The organism is Nocardia sp. Marseille-Q1738 (genome assembly GCF_965283145.1).
In genome coordinates, this window is the sequence record NZ_CBDIMS010000007.1 from 97,791 (window position 1) to 116,744 (window position 18,954).

The 18,954-nt window shown below is 67.4% G+C and carries 10 protein-coding genes; 3 read left to right on the plus strand and 7 right to left on the minus strand.

The window, feature by feature from the left end:
* Window positions 1-143: 143 nt before the first annotated feature.
* Both ACWPXK_RS23900 and ACWPXK_RS23905 read right to left on the minus strand, forming a co-directional pair.
* Window positions 144-1,082, minus strand: coding sequence for a sigma-70 family RNA polymerase sigma factor (locus tag ACWPXK_RS23900; protein ID WP_454198417.1), 939 nt, complete (start codon window positions 1,080-1,082; stop codon window positions 144-146).
* Window positions 1,083-1,092: 10 nt separating this feature from the next.
* The gene (locus tag ACWPXK_RS23905; protein ID WP_454198418.1) at window positions 1,093-2,283 is read right to left on the minus strand and encodes an NAD(P)/FAD-dependent oxidoreductase; all 1,191 of its coding nucleotides are present in this window, start codon (window positions 2,281-2,283) and stop codon (window positions 1,093-1,095) included.
* A gap of 279 nt (window positions 2,284-2,562) precedes the next feature.
* Between ACWPXK_RS23905 and ACWPXK_RS23910 the strand changes: the two genes are divergently transcribed.
* The gene (locus ACWPXK_RS23910; protein WP_454198419.1) at window positions 2,563-3,003 is read left to right on the plus strand and encodes a nuclear transport factor 2 family protein; all 441 of its coding nucleotides are present in this window, start codon (window positions 2,563-2,565) and stop codon (window positions 3,001-3,003) included.
* Here the strand turns inward: ACWPXK_RS23910 and ACWPXK_RS23915 are convergent.
* Window positions 2,952-4,073: an MAB_1171c family putative transporter gene (locus ACWPXK_RS23915; RefSeq protein WP_454198420.1), complete on the minus strand. Its 1,122-nt coding sequence runs from the start codon at window positions 4,071-4,073 to the stop codon at window positions 2,952-2,954. The genes ACWPXK_RS23910 and ACWPXK_RS23915 overlap by 52 nt on opposite strands.
* A 183-nt stretch (window positions 4,074-4,256) precedes the next feature.
* Window positions 4,257-5,384, minus strand: coding sequence for a DUF6545 domain-containing protein (locus tag ACWPXK_RS23920; RefSeq protein ID WP_454198421.1), 1,128 nt, complete (start codon window positions 5,382-5,384; stop codon window positions 4,257-4,259).
* 218 nt (window positions 5,385-5,602) lie between these two features.
* On the opposite strand from ACWPXK_RS23920, the gene ACWPXK_RS23925 reads away from it, so the two are divergent.
* Complete coding sequence (locus tag ACWPXK_RS23925; RefSeq protein ID WP_454198422.1) at window positions 5,603-6,583, plus strand: ABC transporter substrate-binding protein; 981 nt, start codon at window positions 5,603-5,605, stop codon at window positions 6,581-6,583.
* Window positions 6,584-6,625: 42 nt separating this feature from the next.
* On the plus strand, window positions 6,626-7,996 hold the full coding sequence (locus ACWPXK_RS23930; RefSeq protein WP_454198423.1) for a SagB family peptide dehydrogenase: 1,371 nt from the start codon (window positions 6,626-6,628) through the stop codon (window positions 7,994-7,996).
* 69 nt (window positions 7,997-8,065) lie between these two features.
* On the opposite strand, the gene ACWPXK_RS23935 is transcribed toward ACWPXK_RS23930, so the two are convergent.
* From ACWPXK_RS23935 to ACWPXK_RS23945, 3 genes are all read right to left on the minus strand, one after another.
* Window positions 8,066-9,151: an MAB_1171c family putative transporter gene (locus tag ACWPXK_RS23935; protein ID WP_454198424.1), complete on the minus strand. Its 1,086-nt coding sequence runs from the start codon at window positions 9,149-9,151 to the stop codon at window positions 8,066-8,068.
* 91 nt (window positions 9,152-9,242) lie between these two features.
* Window positions 9,243-13,817, minus strand: a complete 4,575-nt coding sequence (locus ACWPXK_RS23940) for an amino acid adenylation domain-containing protein (protein ID WP_454198425.1) — start codon at window positions 13,815-13,817, stop codon at window positions 9,243-9,245.
* A complete protein-coding gene (locus ACWPXK_RS23945; RefSeq protein ID WP_454198426.1) occupies window positions 13,814-18,913 on the minus strand; it encodes an amino acid adenylation domain-containing protein in 5,100 nt (1,699 codons plus the stop codon). The genes ACWPXK_RS23940 and ACWPXK_RS23945 overlap by 4 nt, the downstream gene beginning before the upstream one ends.
* Window positions 18,914-18,954: the final 41 nt, after the last annotated feature.

Here is an 18,954-nt window from a genome sequence, read left to right on the forward strand (position 1 = left end):
GCTTCGCAGCACCGAATTCCGCGTAGTCGGCCCGCAACCGCCGTCGACTGCGCCGGTGCGGAGCAGGTCGCGAAGGGCTCTGACCTTGCCGCAGATATCGGTGGCCCAGTTATCGTCCGGGGCATCGAGCGTCGCAGGGCCGGTTACCATGATTCGATCAGGGGGAGGTCATGTTGCTGCCGCTGCCATTGCTGGGTGAGACGACCGAGTCGGTGTGGGGCGGCGATGCCGCGCAGGCCTGCGATCTTGTCGTCGCGGATCTCCAGGATCGCGACCCCGAGGACCCGGTCGTCGAGCGTGAACAGCATGGCCGGGCAGCCGTTGACCACGCCGGCATGGATGGAGGGTGAGCCACCGGCGAGTCGCCGCTTGGCCGGAGATGGTGTGAAACCGGCCCGCACCGCGTCGGCGAGCCGCTGCGGGGTCGAGTACCGGATCAGGGTCTGGGCCAGTCCCCCGGCGCCGTCGGAGGTGCCGGTCGCGTCGTCGGTCAGCAGCGCCACCAGCCGTTCGGTCCGGCCCGAGGAGGCGGCATCCACGAACGCCTCCACGATTCGGCGCGCGGCGGCGCGGTCGATGTCGGTGCGGTTGCCGGTGGCGGTGATCCGGCGCCGGGCTCGGTGGGTGTGTTGCTGGCTGGCGGCCTCGGTGATGCCGAGGATCTCGGCGATCTCGGCGTGGCTGTAGGAGAAGGCCTCGCGCAGCACGTAAGCGGCCCGTTCGACCGGCGACAGCCGCTCCATGAGGGTCAGCACCGCCAGGGTCACCGATTCGCGCTGCTCGACGGTGTCGGCCGGGCCCAGCATCGGGTCGCCGTCCAGCAGCGGTTCGGGCATCCAGGCGCCGACCGCGCGTTCGCGCCGCACCGTCGCCGAACGGAGCCGGTCGAGCGCCAGGTTGGTGACGATCTTGGTCAGCCAGGCCTCGGGCACCTCGACGTAGTCCCGGTCGGCGGCCTGCCACCGCAGGAACGCCTCCTGCACCGTGTCCTCGGCGTCGGCGGCCGAGCCGAGCAGGCGGTAGGCGAGGCAGGCCAGCCGATTGCGGCTGGCCTCGAACCGCGCCACGGTGGCAGTGTCCATGAGCGCCAATCTATGCGGAGACCACGGCGGGCGAGTGCTGCGCGGTGGTGGCCAGGCGGTACTTGTGACTCGGCTTCCCGAAGGTCGGGCGGCTGACGGCCCAGCCGCTGGTTGCCACGATCGCCGACTTGACGCGGGCCGCCGACCGGCCGCACAGCGCCCCGGGCTTCGAGCGAGCGTCCCCGTCGACCAGCTGGAAGATCCCGTCCTTGCGGCCGAGGCTGATGTGGTTGCCGACATAGGTCAGCGCGGTCGCCTTAATCTTGCGTCCGGTCAGGTCCCCGACGATCGCGGCCGTCGCCTGCATGCCGGTGTATCCCGCGGAAGCGCAGGACATCGGATACGGCAGACCGTTATCGCCGATGACGAAGGCGCTGTCACCGGCAGCGTAGATATCCGGGTGCGAGACCGACCGCATCTGACGGTCGACGGTGATCTGGCCGTTGGGTACCACCGCCAGGCCGCTGGCGGCGGCAATCGGATGGACGGCGAAGCCAGCGGCCCACACGGTCGCGTCGGAGGCGAAAACGGCGCCGTCGGCGGCGACCGCCACCGACGGCTCGACGCGCTCGATGGTGGTGTGCTCATGGACCGTGATACCGAACCGGTCGAAGGCACGCAGCAGGTGACGGCGCGCCTTCGGGCCCAGCCAGCCGCCCACTTCGCCGCTGGTGGCCAGGCCGACCCGAAGTCCTGGACGGGATTCGGCGATCTCGGTGACGGCCTCGATCGCGGTCAGGTTACCGCCGACCACCAACACCTTCCCCTCCTCGCCCAGCTCATCCAGGCGTGCACGCAAACGCAACGCAGCCGGGCGCGCGGCCACGTGGAAGGCGTGCTCGGCGACACCCGCAACGCCGTGCTCGGCGATGCTGCTGCCGAGCGCGTAGAGAAGCGTGTCGTATCCGAGCCGGTCGATGCCCTCGCCGTCGACGACCGTGACCGTCCGGTGCTCGACGTCGAGTTCGGTCACCCGCGCCACACGTAGCCGGATACCGGTACCCGCGAACACCTCCGCCAGCGGCCGGAGGCGCAGCTCCCGCCCCGCGGCCAGCTGATGCAGGCGCAGCCGTTCGACGAAATCCGGTTCGGCGTTGATCACGGTGATCTCGAAGTCGTCGGAATGCAATTGACGGGCCAGGTATCCAGCGCAGAACGCTCCAGCGTATCCGGCCCCGAGAACGACGATGCGATGCTTCATGATCCGCTCCTGTCTGATTCGCGTGCTCTCTGAACGAGACAGCCCCCGAATCCCTGACAGCATCAACCAGTGACGTGCATCACCTTCCAGGCTCGCTCAGTCGACGAACTCCATTTCGAACCACCCTCATCGGCAGCCAAGCAAAGCGCCATCGCGGAGATCCCTACTGACATCGAAATGACGAATCTCAACACGCGATGCGTGGGCGGGATTCGGACTGCGCAGCGCAACGTCCGATAACCGCCGGTCCCGCGGTAGGCCGATCGCGAGACTGACTACATGACGCGGACTACCAGCGACCCGATGACCGTGCTGACCGGAATGTACGCGGCCGAGGCGAAATACCTGGCGGCAGGCGGCCCCGGTGCCGCCTCGTTCGACCTGCTCGCCCCGTTCTTCTCCCCTACCGTGGTGCTCCATCAGGCCGAGAGCCTGCCCTACGGCGGGACCTGGCGCGGTCACGACGGCATGGAGCGCTTCTTCCTCGCGATGAGCGACACCTGGGAGAAGTTCGACCTGCTCGATCAACGATTCCTGGCGACCGGCGATGCCACGGTGGTGCACACCGAAGTGCACGCGCGGGCACGTGCGACCGGCCGGGAGCTCTCCTTCGCGATCTTGCAGACGATCATTTTCGCCGACGGCCGGATCGCCGAGGTGTACCCCTTCTACTGGGACACCGCGGCAATCGCGGCTGCATGTGGAGTGCTGGACTCGTAGCCAAGGGCCGCGACCGCTTTCGGCCATTCGTGGGCGAGTTCGAGCAGGTACCGCAACTCCGCCTCACGATCGCGGGGTTCAAGCACCGCGCCCTGGGCGGGGAAGGCAGCTGCCGGTGCGTTTCCTGCGCGCTTCGCTCGCACGGCTTGTGCCAATTGGCGCGCGTAGCCGCGCACGTCGGTCTCGATCGCGACGGGCACAGCGGATTCGGACGCGTACGGTTTCAGGTGCAGCAGTGCGTCCCAGATCTCGACGATCATCCGGTACTGCCGGGAGGCCGAGTCCAGTGGCGTCGAACCGTCTTGGCGAAGGACGACTTCCGGCACGGCGGCGGTCAGGTCGCGCCACAGTGGACGCAGGCGACGGCAGGTGCGTCCGGTCCGATCCCATCCTGTCCGCGCCAGCAGCACGGTGACCAGGGGGATCGCGGTCAAGAGTGTGAGCACGAATTGCATGAGGTAGGCCACGACAGCCGCCGCTGCGCCCGACTCACTCGGCGGCGTGCCGGCCAGTGCGCGGCCGATCATGATCACAAACGAGGCCGACCAGTAGATCGAGAACGCCAATAACGCGGCGTAAGTGAGCCTTTCGCTCGGCGGGGAGCCTTCGGCCCGTAGCTCACGAATACAGGCACGCCCGAAGTGGAATCCACAGAAGGCCGCCGGAACCGCGGAAAGCATCCAGACCACTTCGGTGTAGTCGATCCCGAACGCTCCCCGGATGACCGGCGTGCCGAGTATCAGCGAGATGGCGACGACGGCGGATATCGAATCGTATCGGCGCTGACGTCGGCGCGCGCTCCCCGGATCGGCGCCGTCGAGCAGCCGGGCGATCCCGTAGAAACTGGCGATTCCCATCAGCGCAGCACCAAGGTATAGAGACCGCCCAAGGCCGGGACGATGCAACGCGACCGCGGCCTGATACAGCAGGATTGCAACGATATCCCAGCTCCACGTACGGTTGATCAGCCGATCGGTGCTCGTCTCGTTCACCAGAAGCCACCGCCCCAGGGTCATGAGGGCGACGAAGACGACGACCGACAGCACCACCGAAGCAGGAACAGCGTTCATCGCGCTCGACAGTAGGTTCTCGGGCGGGGCGGGTCCAGCTCGCGTCCCCGCCGAATTCCGCTGCAACCGCACCTTCGCGCATGGTGCGTTCGACCCGCAACATGCGCGCAGCGCAACGCAGGAGGAGGACGAGCGGCGGTTGGCAATTCGCGACCTTCCACGTCGGGCGTGCCGCCGTGTTGACTACGTTCGCGGCAGCAGACCGCCGATCAGCGCAATCGCCGTCGGCTGCGGTTTGTCGGCCTGGTAGCTTTCGGCCGCAAGTGCTTTCGGCCATTCACGGGCCAGATCCAGCATGCTCCGCAACTCGGCGGACCGGTCAGCGCCCGAACGCATGCCGGTACCGCTATACCCAGCCTGTGCGATCGGCCGTACCCCGAGCGCTTTGGCCCGCGCCGCCAATACGATCTGGCGAGCATAGCGGCGAGTATCGGCATCGTCGAGAGTGATCGTGTAGTGCTTCAGGTGCAACAAGGCGTCTCTGATTTCGACTGTCATGCGATACAGGCGGGAACTGGACTCCGCGCGTGCCGAGTCCAACTGAACCAGGACGACTTCCGGTACCACGGCCGTCAGATCACGGTGCAACCGGCGCAGCCGGCGGCAGCGCCGACCCGCGCGGTCCAGCTCCATCCGCGCGAGAACGGTCCTCAGCAGCGGTATCCCGGCCAGAGCGGCAAGAACGACCAGCACGATGAAAGCCCCGGCTGCCCATGTCGCCCCCGGATCCTCGGGCCGCGTTCCGAACGCCGTGCGCACTGCCGTGATCGCGCACGCAACGATGACGTAGACGCCGATCGCGCACAGCGCCGAGTACGCCAGCCGTTCCCGCCTCGGTAGATCTGCTGTCCGGAGCTCACGCAGCACGGCGCGAGCGAGCAACACCCCGCACAACGTACAGCCCATGCTCGACGCGGACCAGGCCATTCCACTCCAGTCGACGGTCCGATCGATCGGAATGCCCGGGACCGACGGCAGCAGGTAGACAGCGGCCACCGCGACGGCCGCCCGGTTGTAGCGACGCTGGCGCTGGCCGGCTGTCTGCGGATCGGCTCCATCGAGCAATCTTGCGAAGCCGTACACATTCGCCAACGCCATTTGGCTGCCGCAGGCGAACAAGTGCCATGCCAGACCGTCGAGACCGAAACCGCTGGCGAGCCCATACAGCGCCAGCGCACCGAGATCCCAAGTCAGCGCGTGGTTGATCCGGTGATCAATAGTCGTGTCGTTCACCAGAAACCAGCGGCCCAAGGTGATGATCCCCACCCAGAGGACCACCGCGGTCATGATCCACGCGGGTACAGCGTTCATCGAGGGTCAAGCGTAGAGGCGCATCGGGCTCGGCACCAGCTCGAACGCCACACGCAGGGAAGCGGAGCCGGTTTACCGGCCCGATTTCCGTCGTGCCGACGGCGACTGGCGTGCCTTGGGCACCCCAAGCAAGATAGGTTAGCCTAGGCTGACTTGGGCGCGCGCTGTTGCTCGGGTGACCCGGGCGAGGAGGTTCCTCGATGAAGGAAGGTTGGATGATGAAGTCTGTTCGAATCCCGCACGGCTGGACGCGCGCGGCGGTCGCCGCGGTCGCCGGTGCGCTGACCCTCGGACTGACCGCGTGCGGATCCTCGACCGACGATTCGAGCGCGGGAGGCGAGCCCATCACGATCACCCATGCGCGTGGCACGACCACTGTCGAGGGCACGCCGAAAAAGATTGTGGCGCTTGGCAACCAATGGCTCGACACGACGTTGGCGCTCGGAGTGACGCCGGTCGGGTACATCGATAATGTCGCGACCCTCTCTGGAAGCACGCCACCGTGGGAGCCGAAATCGCTCGAGTCCGCGAAGGTCATCAACACCGCGAGCAATGTGGCCGAGCAGGTCGCCGCGCTGGAGCCCGACCTGATCCTGGCCGACCCGTTCCTGGCCGATCAGAAGACCTACGATGAGCTCTCCAAGGTGGCTCCGACCATTCCGGGCATCAGCAAAGAAGCGGTCGCATCATGGCGGGACCAAGTCACCACGCTGGGCAAGGTGCTGCGCAAGCAGGACGAGGCGACCACGGTGATCGCGAGCGTGGACCAGAAGAGCGAGGCGATCATTCGGGCGAATCCCGGTCTGCGGGGCAAGACCTTCGTCAGCACGTGGCTGGCGAGCCCGGCGCAGCTCATGGTGTTGACCGACCCGAACGACGGCTCCAGCAAGATCTTCACCCAGCTCGGCATGACGATTCCCAAGAACCTCACCGATCTGCCCGCCAATCAGGGCCGCGTCGCACTGTCCCCGGAACGGGTGGACGAGCTGACCGCGGACCTGTTGCTGGCCGGTTACTCCCCCGGACTGGACGAAAAGTACCGCCAGCTGCCCGGATACGCCGACCTGCCAGCGGTGAAGAAGGATTCGGTCACGTTCCTCACCACCCAGGAGATCACCGCCGTCAACCAGCCGACCGCGCTGTCGGTGCCGTACATCCTGGACAAGCTCGGGCCCGCCTTCGCCAACGCGGCGAAATAAGTGCGGCGCCGGCCACATAGGTTCGACAACGGAGGTTTGCGGTTGTCCGCCGTCACGTATCCCGACCAGACCCGCTACGCATTGCGTGACGGCGTCACCTGCCTGACCACACCCGCGGGCGCCGTGCTGCTGAATCCACCCCGTAATGAGAAGTTGACCGGTCTCACCCCGGGACAACTCCAGGCTCTGCGGACCTTGAACAAGGGGCCCTCGACCATATCGTCGATGGCCTCCGAAACGGCTGGAGACGACATCGCCCGGTTGATGGGCAGGCTGACCGAGGGTGGCTGGCTGTCGGTGACGGTGCGCGACCGTGACGGGGATCGGTACACGATTCGGCCGTTCGGCCAGCCTTCTGCACGGTCGGCAACCGCAGTCCCCCGATCCGCGGTCCTGTCGAAATTCGCCCTGCTGCATCGGGACTCGGAAGGTTTCGTGCTGGAGCACCCGCTGTCGTGGTGTGATGTGCGGATCCATGACTCGCGGCTGCTCCCGCTGCTGGACAGCCCCGGTACGGCCGACACCACCGCGATCGAGGTACGGCTGGCCGAGGATCTGTACTGGGGCGGATTTCTCGTCGCGGACCCGAAAGCCGAAGAGCGGCAGTTCACAACCCGCAGCTGGAGCGCCCCGGACCTGTGGTTCCACCGCCGCAGCACACTCGGTGAGCGCACGATCACCTGGGAGCACTTCGGACCCACGAAATGGGCCAAGGGGACTTTCCCGCAACCGCCTGCGCGCAAGGCGAATTACCCGGGCGCGCCGGTGCCGCTGCCGGTCCCCGATCTCGCCGGCCTGCGCGCGGCCGACCCCTCTTTGACGACAGTGCTCGAGGACCGGGTGTCCTGTCGAGCCTTCGACGACGCCCACCCGATCACACTCGATCAGCTGGCCGAATTGCTCTACCGCACCGCCCGTACCCGCGGAGTGCGGGAGGCCGGCGAGGGGGAGGAACTGATCTCACGCCCCTACCCTTCCGGTGGCAGCGTCCACGAGCTGGAGCTCTATCCCGTAGTGCGTAATGTCCACGGCTTGGCGCCTGGCATGTACCACTACGACTCGTTCGATCATGTGCTGTGTCCGGTCGCCGCCGCCGACTCACCCGCGGTGCGGCAGCTCCTGAAATCCACCTCGGCCACCCTGGCCGAAGGCGCCGAACCCCAGATCCTCCTCGTCGTCGCCGCCCGCCCCGGCCGGGTCATGTGGACCTACGAGCAGGTCGCCTACGCGACGATCCTGAAACACGTCGGCGTGTTGATGCAGACCGTGTACCTGGCCGCCACGGCGATGGGTCTGGGTGCCTGCGCCCAGGGCTTCGGCGACACCGCCGCGTTCGTCACGGCCGCGAGGGTGGACGAACTCGAGGAATGCAGCGTGGGCAGCATCATCATCGGTTCGCCCGCGACCAGCTGAACGGCGACCGTCCGCGGCCTGTGCGGGCACCTGGACTCACGTCACCGGTGCCTCGACGTCGGCTCGACGTTACTCGCTCACAACGGTCGGGCTCGTCTTCGAGACCTCGGACCGCGCACCAGGCCACTCTCGCGCCAGGATCAGCAGCCGATCGAGTTGAGATGTGAAGTCGTGAACGGCTTGATGCGGGCGGTCGGGCGCCACCTCCGGCCGGACCGTGATTCCCAGTGTTCTCGCTTGTACCGCACGCGCCACTTCCAGAGCGACCTCCGCCATGCGCGAATCAGGTGTGCCATGGGCGGGCAGGAACTGCCGCAACTGCAGCAGCGCATCCTGGATCTCGACGATCATCCGGTACAACCGTGACTCGGGTCCGCGGCTGCCGGCGGCGTCCTGGTGAAGTGCGACTTCGGGTACCGCCGTGGTGAGGTCACGCCAGAGCGGCTGCAGCTGCCGGATTTCCCGGCCGGTCCGATCCCATCCCCATTTCCGCAGAAGCGTTCCGATCAAGGGAACCGCTACCAGGGCCGTGACCGACAGCGTCACCACCCACGATCCGATGGTCCATTCTTGACCCGGGTTGTTCGGCATCTTCCCGCCGATGACCTGTAAGCCCGAGGCGAAGGCGAAGCCGCACCACGACGCCGCAGTCAGCAGCAGAGCGACGATGACGGCCCGTTCACGCAAGGAGAGCTCGCCTCCGCGAAGCTCGCGCACCGACGCCCGCACCGTGAGTAATCCGGCCGCCGCCATCGGGGTCTGGAAGATGGCCGTGAAGACGATCACTTGCCATCCGAAGTCCACTGGTCGGCCGATCACCGCCACGAAAACTCCTCCGATCGCGGCGACCACATCCAGGATCCGCTGGCGGCGTTGGACCGCTCCAGTGTCGGCGCCGTCGAAAAGAGCGGCGATTCCGACAACATGGAAGAGAACCAGTACTCCGCAGCCGAGGAACACGCGGTAGGTCAGGTCGGCGTAGCGCGAGACTTCGCCGACCTCGTAGACCACCATGCCGACGGCCTGCCAGCTCATCGCCCGATTGACGAACCGGTCCGCGACCGTCTGGTCGACGAGCAACCATCGGGCCACCGTGACGACACAGATCAACACCACCAAAGGCAGCGCGATCCACAGCGGCGCCGGAGCCGACATCAGCCCTCCAGAACATGTCCTCCCGACCGACGGCTGCCGATGTTACGACACCGGCGATGCGGTGCCGAATCGCTATGCGGTGGCGCTGGTTTCACCATTCCAGCGCAGCCACCAACGCATCGATACTCCGACCCCAGAGCCCTGTCAGATGGTCGACCTCGGCCGCTGTGAACAGGGCATCGCTCCACCGCCAGTTGGTCGTCAGCCGCGGCCCCTCCGCGGTGGCGCCGACGGCGGCGATGACATCGAGGGCATAGCGCAGCGGCAGATCGGGTTCCGGCGCGATCGGCACGGCGTCGGCCACGGCCGGATCCATGATCATCGACCATGCCCGGCCTCGGTGCCCGCTCAGGTCGACGCGACCCAGGTAGTTGAATTCGACCTGCGGCTCGTGCGCGTCGACCAACTCGGGAACGCCGGCCACGTGCTGCAGCAGACCGAAGTCCAGTCCCTGTTCGGGCAGCGAGGCGAGATGCGCGGCAACCGATTCCAGCAACGAGCGAGCCGCCGCCGGATCCGCCTCGGCCCGTGCCACGTCGATCGGGGCAGCACCCGCACCGAACCGGACCGGGAATACGGTGGTGAACCAGCCGACGGTGCTCGCGGTGTCGGCATCGACCACAGCGTCGGCCCGGCCGTGACTCTCCAGAGCGATCAGTGCCCCGCTGGTGTGGTCCTCGTCCCGCTCTCGCTGCCAGGTCACGAGCGTCATCGTGAGGGCCGCCAGCAGGAACTCCCGGACACCGTCCTCCTTGGTCAGCGCGCGCAGGATGCGCGCGGTGGTCGCAACCGGTGTGGTGACCAGGGTGTCGCGCAACGAGGACCAGGTGTCGGTCCTCGGGTCCGGTTTCCGCCGTCCAATCGCCGGATCCTGGGGGCTGACCTGCGCGGCCCAGTAGTCACGCTGCGCCAGCACCGCGGCGTCATCGGCCCGCCGCCGGATCAGCTCGCACCACGCGCGGTAGGACGTGGACTCGGACATCGCTTTCGGCGTGATACCGGAACGCACCTGTTCCCAGGCGTCGGCCAGGTCGGCGATCAGAACGTGCCAGGACACGACATCCACGGCCAGATGGTGGATCGTCAGGAACATGATGTCGCCATCGGGTGCGCCGTGGAACCACACAGCTCGCACCAAATCCCCAGTGTTCGGATCGATCTCGTCGATTGCCGTGCGGGTGGCCGAGGTCAGCTCTGGGCCGAACGCGGGACCGTCGACGTCGACTCGCGACAGCACATCCGTCGCTCGGACACTGCCGCGAGCACGCGTCACCAACCGCGGCCCGTTGGGCGTGTTCACCAGCCGTGCTCGCAGCGTGTCATGCCCGTCGAGCACGGCTTGCAGCACTGCCTCGAGGTCGGCACGAGAGATTTCCTCGGGCAGCGTGAGCAGCATGCTCTGCGTGAAGCGCCGGTAATTGCCGTGCTCGTACATCCATGCCACGATCGGCAGCGGCGGCACCTCTCCGTAGTCGTCGTCACTGTCCGATACGGTCGCGGCCACGGGACGGTCGATCGCCGCGGCGAGATCACGAATCGTCGGCGCCGCCAATACCATTCGCGGAGTGATCGCGAGACCATGCCGGCGCGCCTTGTTCACCAGCGAAATGGCGACAATGCTGTCCATTCCGAGGGCGAAGAAGTCGTCGTCGACACCGGGAACCCGGCCGTCGAACACCTCGGCGAGCACCGCACTCAGGATTCGTTCGGTCTCCGTGCTCGCAGCAGCAGGGCTGGAAGCCGCGGCGTCACCTGCGCGCGGCTGTTCAGCGAGACGGACAAGTTCCCGCACATCGAGTTTGCCGTTCGCGTTCATCGGCAGCTGCGGCAACACCACGATCCGGGCGGGAATCATGTAGGTGGGCAGTCGATCCGCGAGCGCGGAACGCAGGCCGACCGGATCCGCGGGCCGCCCCGGTTCGCACACGACGAACCCCACCAGACCGGCACTGTCGCTGCGGCGAACCACAGTCGCCGCCGCCGCGGTGACACCGGGCAGTCTCCGCAATGCAGTTTCGACCTCACCGATCTCGATACGGTAGCCACGGATCTTCACTTGGTCGTCGGCGCGACCCAGGTAGCGGAGACCGCCCTGGGGCAGCAGACGCACCAGGTCTCCGGTGCGGTACATTCGCCGACCCGTGTGGAAAGGATCGGCGAGGAAGCGAGCGGCCGTGGCGCCTGGGCGGCCGACGTACCCCCGGGCCACCTGAGGGCCGGCCAGATACAGCTCCCCGACGACACCGGCCAACACCGGACGCAACCTGGAATCGAGCACATAGGCCGACATTCCGGCGGTCGGGTCACCGATCGTGGGCGAATCCGCGAACTGTGCCGCGGTCACCTCCGCGACCACCGCCTCGACGGTTGTCTCCGTCGGGCCGTAGCAGTTGTGCACGACGGTGTCGGGCAAGGCACGCAGGCGGGCCCACAGCTGTGTATCGATGGCCTCGCCGCCCAGCGCCAGCACGGCGAGCTTCTGGTCGAGCAGTCCTGCCGCGGCCAGTTGGGCGAACATCGACGGTGTCGTATCGATCATGTCGATACCGTGGCGGGCTACGCCGTCGACCAGGCGATGCGCGTCGCGCATCGTCTCGCCGTCGAACAGGTGAATGCCGTGTCCGTCGAGCAGTCCGACCATAGGCTGCCAGGAGGCGTCGAAGCTCAGCGACCAGGCGTGCGCAATCCGCAGCTTGCGGCCCAGCCGGGCCACCGCGGGCCGGTACACCCGCTCACGGTGGTCGGCGAAGTAGCTGACCAGTGCCTCGTGGGTGCCCACGACCCCCTTGGGCTCACCCGTCGAGCCGGAAGTGAAGATGATGTAGGCCCGCTGCGCCGGATGCCGTGAAACCCGCGGCGCGGTCGGCGAGCGCCGGGAGATCCGGTCGGCGACTGCCGGATCGTCGAGATCGAGCACGGTCACAGTGTCGATTCCGTCGCCGTATCCCCCGGTGGCCAGGATCAGCTCCGGCCGCGCTTGCCGCAGAATGGACTCGATCCGCGCGGTGGGCAGCGATACATCCACCGGCACGTAAGCGGCACCGGCCGCGAGAGTCGCGAGGACGGCGACGATCGCCCGCGTACTCCGCGGCAGGCACAAAGCCACGACGTCTTCCGGCCCTATCCCTCCGGTGACGAGTTCACCAGCCAACCGCGCCACCGCGTCGTGCAGATCCTGGTACGTCAGACGTTCGGTATCGCTCGTGAGCGCGATCGCGTCCGGCGTCGCCGCCACCTGTCGCTCGAACAGCTCGAAAACCGTTTTCCCCGGGGCTTGTTCGAGCAAGGGCGGAGTCGTGGCGGACCGCAGCTGCGCGGTGAGCGCGGCGGAAGACAGCAGGTCCAGGTCGTCCACCCGCACGTCACCGCTGTGTCGCAGGCTGCGCAGCACGGCCAGCAGGCTGGTACCGATGTCGGCCGGTGCCAGGTGCGGCACCGAACCGGGTATGACCTCCACCAATATCAGCAGCTCGTCGCCGTGCACGTGGGCGACCACCGTCAGCGGATAGTGCGTGAGGCTGTCGGTCTCGACCGCACGGAACGTCACACCGTCGCCGAGCGTGGCCGATTCGACCGCATCATCCAAGGGGGCATTCTCGAAAACGAAGAGCGTGTCGAATAGCGCGCTGTGCCCGGCCGCACGCTGCACCGACGAGAGGCTCAGATATCCGACCTCACGCATGGCCGCCGATTCCCGTTGCAGCCGAGCGCATTCGGCCGACACCGTCGCAGCCGAATCGAGGGTAAAGGCGACCGCGATCGTGTTGAGGAACAGACCGATCATGCGCTCCACACCGGCGAGGTGTTCCGGTCGCCCGGTCACCAGCGTGCCGTACACCACGTCCCGGCGATCGGTCAGCCGCGACAGCAGGATCGTCCAGGCGAACTGCACCGCAGTGTTCAGGGTGAGTCCCTGTTCGCGTGCCCAGTCGCGCAGCCCCGCGGTATCGGCGGCCGAAAGCGCGAACCGCGTGATCTCCGGGGCCGCTGAGGCCGCCGCCTGGCTGATGCCCATCGTGGCGCCGCCGTCGGCGATCATGAGGGGTCCGCTGAGTCCGGCGAGATGGTCGGCCCATCGGTGCCGGGCCGCCGACATGTCCTGCGCGGCGAGCCAGCCGATGTAGTCGCGGTAGGGGCGCACCGGAGGCAGCGAATCGACCGCTCCCCCGGCTTGATACAGCGCCCGCAGTTCGCCGAAGAACAGTCCGAGCGCCCACCCGTCCATCAGGATGTGGTGAATGGCCACGATCATGCGCCGCCGCTCGGTGCCATCGGCATCCGGCGGCAGGGTCACCAGCGTGATCCGCAGCGCCGGGCCGCGGCTCAGGTCGAACGGACGGCGCAGCTCGGCCGCGGTGATGTCGTCGAGTTCGTGCGCCTCGGCGGCACGTTCACTCCACGGCAGCTCGACCCGGGCCGGCACGATCTGCACCGGACGGGGTACGTCCCGGTCCCAGAACGCGGCGCGCAGATTCGGGTGCCGTCGCAGCAGCGCTTCGAGGCTGCGGCGCATCAGCGCCGCGTCCAACGGCCCATCGATGTCGATGACCATCGGAATCGTGTAGACGTCGGGTCCCTCGCCCGCGAGCTGGGACAGCGAGAACAGCCCTTCCTGTAGCGGGCTGAGCGCCATCACATCCTCGATCTGCGGCATGCCTTCACTCATGCTCCCGCCTGCCATGATGCGGTCAGTGCGGCCAGCGCGTCCACGTCCAGGCCGGAGGTGCTCATCGGCGCGTAGGCCCGCTCCTCCGGTGCGGGCGTCTGCGCAACTTCCTGCGGCGCTGGGTTGTCGGCCGCCGCATCGACCGCGGCTGCCAGTTCCGCGATGGTGAAGTGCTCGAATACCAGCTGCGGGGTGAGCGGCAGACCCGCGGCGTTGGCCCGTGCCGACCATTGGATCGAGATGACGCTGTCACCGCCGAGGGCGAAAAAGCCGTCGTCCGGCTGAACGTCGGTGATCTCGAGCAGCTCTTCGAGGAGCTCGATCAGCGTCCGCATGGTGTCGGTCACCGGGCCGCCGGATACAGCCGGGCGAGCAGCGGTTTCGCCACCGTCGACCGGCACGCGGGCCAGCAGGGCCGCCAGCTGCTGCTGGGGCAGCACCTGGAGGTCGGCCAGCTCGATGTCCGGCGTGGACGCGAACGCGGACAGCGTCGCCTCCAGCGCATCGGTGATGAGCTGTGCCGTTGCCGCTTCGTAGAGGTCCGCGCTGACGACCAGGCGCACGTCCAACCCGGCATCGGGACGCACCGCGAAATTCAGGTTCAGATCGAGGACGGAGAACTTGAATTCCGACGGAACGGCGGTAGCCGTCGTCGCACCGGTACCGGTGACATCCAGCGGCGCCGGTGTCCAGTCCTCGCCGCGGAAGTGCACCACGGTCTGGTACAGCGGGTTGCGCGAACGGACCCGCGGCGGGTTCACCGCATCGACCAAGCGCTCGATCGGCAGGTCTTGGTGCGCATAGGCGTCGAGGGCCGTGTCGCGGGCTCGAACCACCATGGTGCGCAGTGTCGGATTACCGGACAGGTCGTTGCGGAGCACCACCACGTTCGCGAACATTCCGACCAGGCCGCCCGTGGCCTCGGTGCGGCCCGCGATCGGGGTACCGATCGCGATATCGGTGCCGCCACCGAGAACGCACAACAGGGTGGCGACAGCCGCCTGATACACCATGAACTCGCTGCCGTTGCAGTCCTCGGCCAGCGCTTTGAGCGCACTGCGCTGCGCGGGTGGCACCGTGAACATGCCCAGCTCACCTCGTCGGCTCAGCACCGGCGGCCGGGGCCGATCGCGGGCCACGAAGATCTCCTCCGGCGATCCGGCGAGTGTCCGCGTCCAGTGGTCGACGAGTTTCCGCGCGTAGGGGCTCGGCTCGCCCGCGGCGTCGGACTCGAAGACATCCCGCTGCCACAACGCGTAATCCGCGTACTGAATCGGTAGCGGCGACCACTCCGGCGCCGCGCCGGTACCTGCCCGCGATCGATAGGCGGTGACCAGATCGGTGAGCAGCACCCCGAGCGACGAATGATCGGCCACGAGGTGGTGAGCCAGCAGCAACAGCACGTGGGTGTGCTCATCGAGTACGAACAAGTGCGGGCGCACCAGCGGTTCCGCGTCCAACGCGAAGCGGTATCGCGCGGTCTCGGCGAGTTCCCGGGCGAGCTGATCGGCGGCGATCGTGGTGACCGGGATGTCGATGTCGACAGCCGGAAGCACCAGCTGGTACGGGACGCCGTCGTATTCTGGGAAGGTGGTCCGCAACGATTCGTGCCGGGCGACCACGTCACCGAGGGCTGCCGTCAGCACAGCCCGATCCAGCGGGCCCTCGAATCGGACCATGAACGGGATGTTGCCCGCCTCACCCGCGCCCTCCATCCGGTCCAGGAACCAGAGGAACCGCTGCGAGTACGACAGTGGAATTCGTTCCGGCCGCCGCTGTTGCACCGGCGCGATGGCGCTCGTTTTCGCCTCGGGGAGTTCGAGGGCGGGAGCGTCGTCGTCGGCCGCCACCGTGTCGAGGTCGATATCGAATTCGTCGCGGAAGCGTGCGACCAGCAGTTCGGCGAGCCCGGCCGCGGTCGGGGTGTCGAATGGCACCCGGATGTCCAGCTCCAGACCGAATTCGGCACGGATCTGCGCGATCAGCCGCGCCGCCAGCAACGAGTGACCGCCGAGTTCGAAGAACGAGTCGTCGGCGCCGACCTGGTCGAGAGTGAACAACTGAGCGAAGATCGCGCATATCCGCCGCTCGGTCGCGGTCGCGGGCTCCCGGTATTTGCGCGCGGCCAGCAGATCGGGAGCGGGCAACGCCCGCCGGTCCAGCTTGCCGTGCACGGTGAGCGGAATCTCGTCGATCACCGCGAACGCCGGGGGAACCATGTATTCGGGCAGGACCGCCACGGCGTGCGCGCGGACCTGCTCGAGGTCGACGGCATCGACGCCGGCGGCGGGCACCACATAGGCGGCCAGCATGGCGCCGATTGCCTGGTCCTGCGTCGCGATGACCACGCAGTGTCCGACAGCGGGCTGACTCGCGATCGCGGCCTCGACCTCGCCCAGCTCGATGCGGAAACCACGCACCTTGACCTGTTCGTCCGCGCGGCCGACGAATTCGATCTCGCCGCGGCTGTTCCGCCGGGCCAGGTCGCCGGTGCGGTACAGACGCTGCCCCATGGTGAACGGATCGGCGACGAACCGTTCCGCGGTCAGACCACGCCGGTTCAGGTAGCCGCGCGCGAGCTGCGCACCGCCCAGGTAGATTTCGCCGACCACTCCGGTCGGCACCAGCTGCAGGGCCGCGTCCAGCAAATAGACGGAGACGTTCTGGTTGGGCACGCCGATCGGCACGATCCCGGTGCCCTGCGGGCCCTCCACCGGCATATGGGTCGAACACACCACAGCTTCGGTGGGTCCGTAGTGGTTGCGCAGTTCCGCATCGAAGACGCCAGCGAACTTGTCGGCGACCTCGCCCGGCAGCGCCTCACCGCCGACCGGAACATGGCGCAGCGCACGCCATTCGCTGACCTCCGGCAGGAGCAGAAAGGTACTGAGCATGGACGGCACCATGTGCAGGACGGTGACTCCGCAGCGCGTGATGACTTCGGCGACGTAGGCCATATCGCGGAACGCATCGGGTTTCGGGACCACGAGCCGGGCGCCGAGGCTCAGCGTGACGAAGATGTCCAGCAGCGACGCGTCGAAGCTCACCGACGACGATTGGAGCAGCCGGTCCTCGGCGGTCATGCCCCACTCCGCGATGAACCCCAGCAGATGCTCGGCGATCGCGGCATGTGGTACCGGAACGCCTTTCGGCTTGCCGGTGGAGCCCGAGGTATAGATGACGTAGGACAGGTTGTCCGGCCGCAGTGGCCGGAGCCGGTCGGCATCGGACGGATCATGTTCGGGTAAGCCGACCGCGGCCTCCTCTACCGCGCCGAGTTCCACTCGGCCGAGTACCAGCCGTGGGCACGCATCCTCGACGAGGTATTCGATGCGGTCGTCCGGATAGGCCGGATCGATCGGCAGGTACGCGGCGCCGGCTTTGAGCACGCCGAGGACAGCGACGATGAATTCCGCCGAGTTGGCCAGGCGCAGGCCGACGATGTCCTCGGTGCCGATACCCTGATCGATCAGCCAGTGCGCCAGCCGATTCGCGCGCCGGTTCAGCTCGCCGTAGGTCAGCTCGAGGTCGACGTCGACCGTCTGCCCCGGGACGACCACGGCCAGCGAATCCGGCGACTCGGCAACACGGTCCTCGAACAGCGCCACGATCGTGGTCTGGGGGGTTTCGACCCGGTCACCATGTGAAAGCTCGATGATCCGCGCCCGATCCGCGGCACCGAGAATGTCGATGTCGTCGAGGCGCCGATCCGGCTCGGCCAGCGCGCGGTCCAGCAGCTGCACGTAGTGATCCAGCAGCTGCTCGACCAGAACCCGTTCCACATCGCCGACGCGGTATTCGGCCTCCAGGTATGGCCCCTCGGACTCGGACACCACGGTCAGGGTCAGCGGCAGTTGCGCGACTTGGCTGCCGAGCCCGAGCTGTGTCGCGGAAACTCCGTTCAGGGCGAACCCGGCAGCGCTCTTGCGCACCGCGAATCCTAGGCGCACCAGTTGTTCGAGTCCGTCGCGTCCGTCGATACGATCCGGATTCGCCGCCCGGACGACCTGATCGATACCGACATGCTGGTGCGCGAAAGCATCGAGACTCGTGTCGCGGACGGTCTCGACGAACCTGCCGAAGCCGTCCCGGCCGGTCAGGGTTGCCCGCAGTAGCAGGGAATTGCCGAAGTATCCGATGAGCGGTTCGGCAGCGGCGCGGCGCACGGTCACGGGCACCGAGACAAGGAAATCCGTTGCCGCCGTGTAGCGGTGGATAACTGCCTCGTAGGCGGCGAGCAGCACCATGAAGGGCGTCGCGCCGTGCGTGCGCGCGAACTCCTCCACGCGTCCGAGCAGCTGGGCGGGCAGCGCTCGGGTGCAGATATCGGCCTGTTTGCCGGTCGCGCGGGCCGTCCCTGCCCCGGGTAGCTCCAACGGCTCGGGGAGCGGGCGCAGCGATCGGCGCCAGAACTCGAGGCTGTCCTCGGCGTCATCGGCTGCGGCACCGAGCACCTCGGCGTCGACGAACTGCACAGCGGGTTCCCGCGGTGGCACGGAGCCGTTATAGGCAGCGTTCAACTCAGCGAAGAAGACCGTCCACGAGTCGTCGTCCCAGCAGATGTGATGCACGACCAGGACAAGCGCGAACTCTTGCGGCCCGGTTCGAACCAGCGTGATGCGCAGGGGACTCTGCTCCGAGAGTTGGAAGGGAAGTCCGAACTCGCGGCGTGCCAGCACCTCGAGTCGCCGCGACCGGCTCGCCTCCGGCAACTCCGACAGATCGTGGACGTGCCACGCGGGGTCCAGAACCGCGTGCACGATTTGGTACGGCTCGCCGTTCTCGCCCAAACCGTATGTGGTGCGCAGGACATCGTGCCGGGCCACCACCGTGTCCACCGCCGCGCGCAACCTGTCCGGATCCAGCGCGCCGCTGAGCCGATAGGCCACGCAGATGTTGAGCGTGGTGTCCTCGGGATCGCGGGTCTGCAGAAACCACATTCGGCGCTGCCCGGTCGACAGCGGGTACCGCTCGCCCACCCGCGCGCGGCGCTCGAGCACCGGTGTGGACTCCGCAGCTGTGACACCGCTTTCGACCAGTCGCCTCCGCAATAGCTCCTTGCGGCGCTCCAGCATGGACTTGGCATCGTTGGACATGAACCGTCTCTCTCCCTGAACCTCGGTCGGCTGACTCACGC

Bases quoted from the DNA above. Each gene is read 5' to 3' on its own strand.
- ACWPXK_RS23900 (WP_454198417.1), bottom strand. From the start codon at position 1,082: ATGGACACTGCCACCGTGGCGCGGTTCGAGGCCAGCCGCAATCGGCTG.
- ACWPXK_RS23905 (WP_454198418.1), bottom strand. From the start codon at position 2,283: ATGAAGCATCGCATCGTCGTTCTCGGGGCCGGATACGCTGGAGCGTTC.
- ACWPXK_RS23910 (WP_454198419.1), top strand. From the start codon at position 2,563: ATGACGCGGACTACCAGCGACCCGATGACCGTGCTGACCGGAATGTAC.
- ACWPXK_RS23915 (WP_454198420.1), bottom strand. From the start codon at position 4,073: ATGAACGCTGTTCCTGCTTCGGTGGTGCTGTCGGTCGTCGTCTTCGTC.
- ACWPXK_RS23920 (WP_454198421.1), bottom strand. From the start codon at position 5,384: ATGAACGCTGTACCCGCGTGGATCATGACCGCGGTGGTCCTCTGGGTG.
- ACWPXK_RS23925 (WP_454198422.1), top strand. From the start codon at position 5,603: ATGAAGTCTGTTCGAATCCCGCACGGCTGGACGCGCGCGGCGGTCGCC.
- ACWPXK_RS23935 (WP_454198424.1), bottom strand. From the start codon at position 9,151: ATGTCGGCTCCGGCGCCGCTGTGGATCGCGCTGCCTTTGGTGGTGTTG.
- ACWPXK_RS23940 (WP_454198425.1), bottom strand. From the start codon at position 13,817: ATGAGTGAAGGCATGCCGCAGATCGAGGATGTGATGGCGCTCAGCCCG.
- ACWPXK_RS23945 (WP_454198426.1), bottom strand. From the start codon at position 18,913: ATGTCCAACGATGCCAAGTCCATGCTGGAGCGCCGCAAGGAGCTATTG.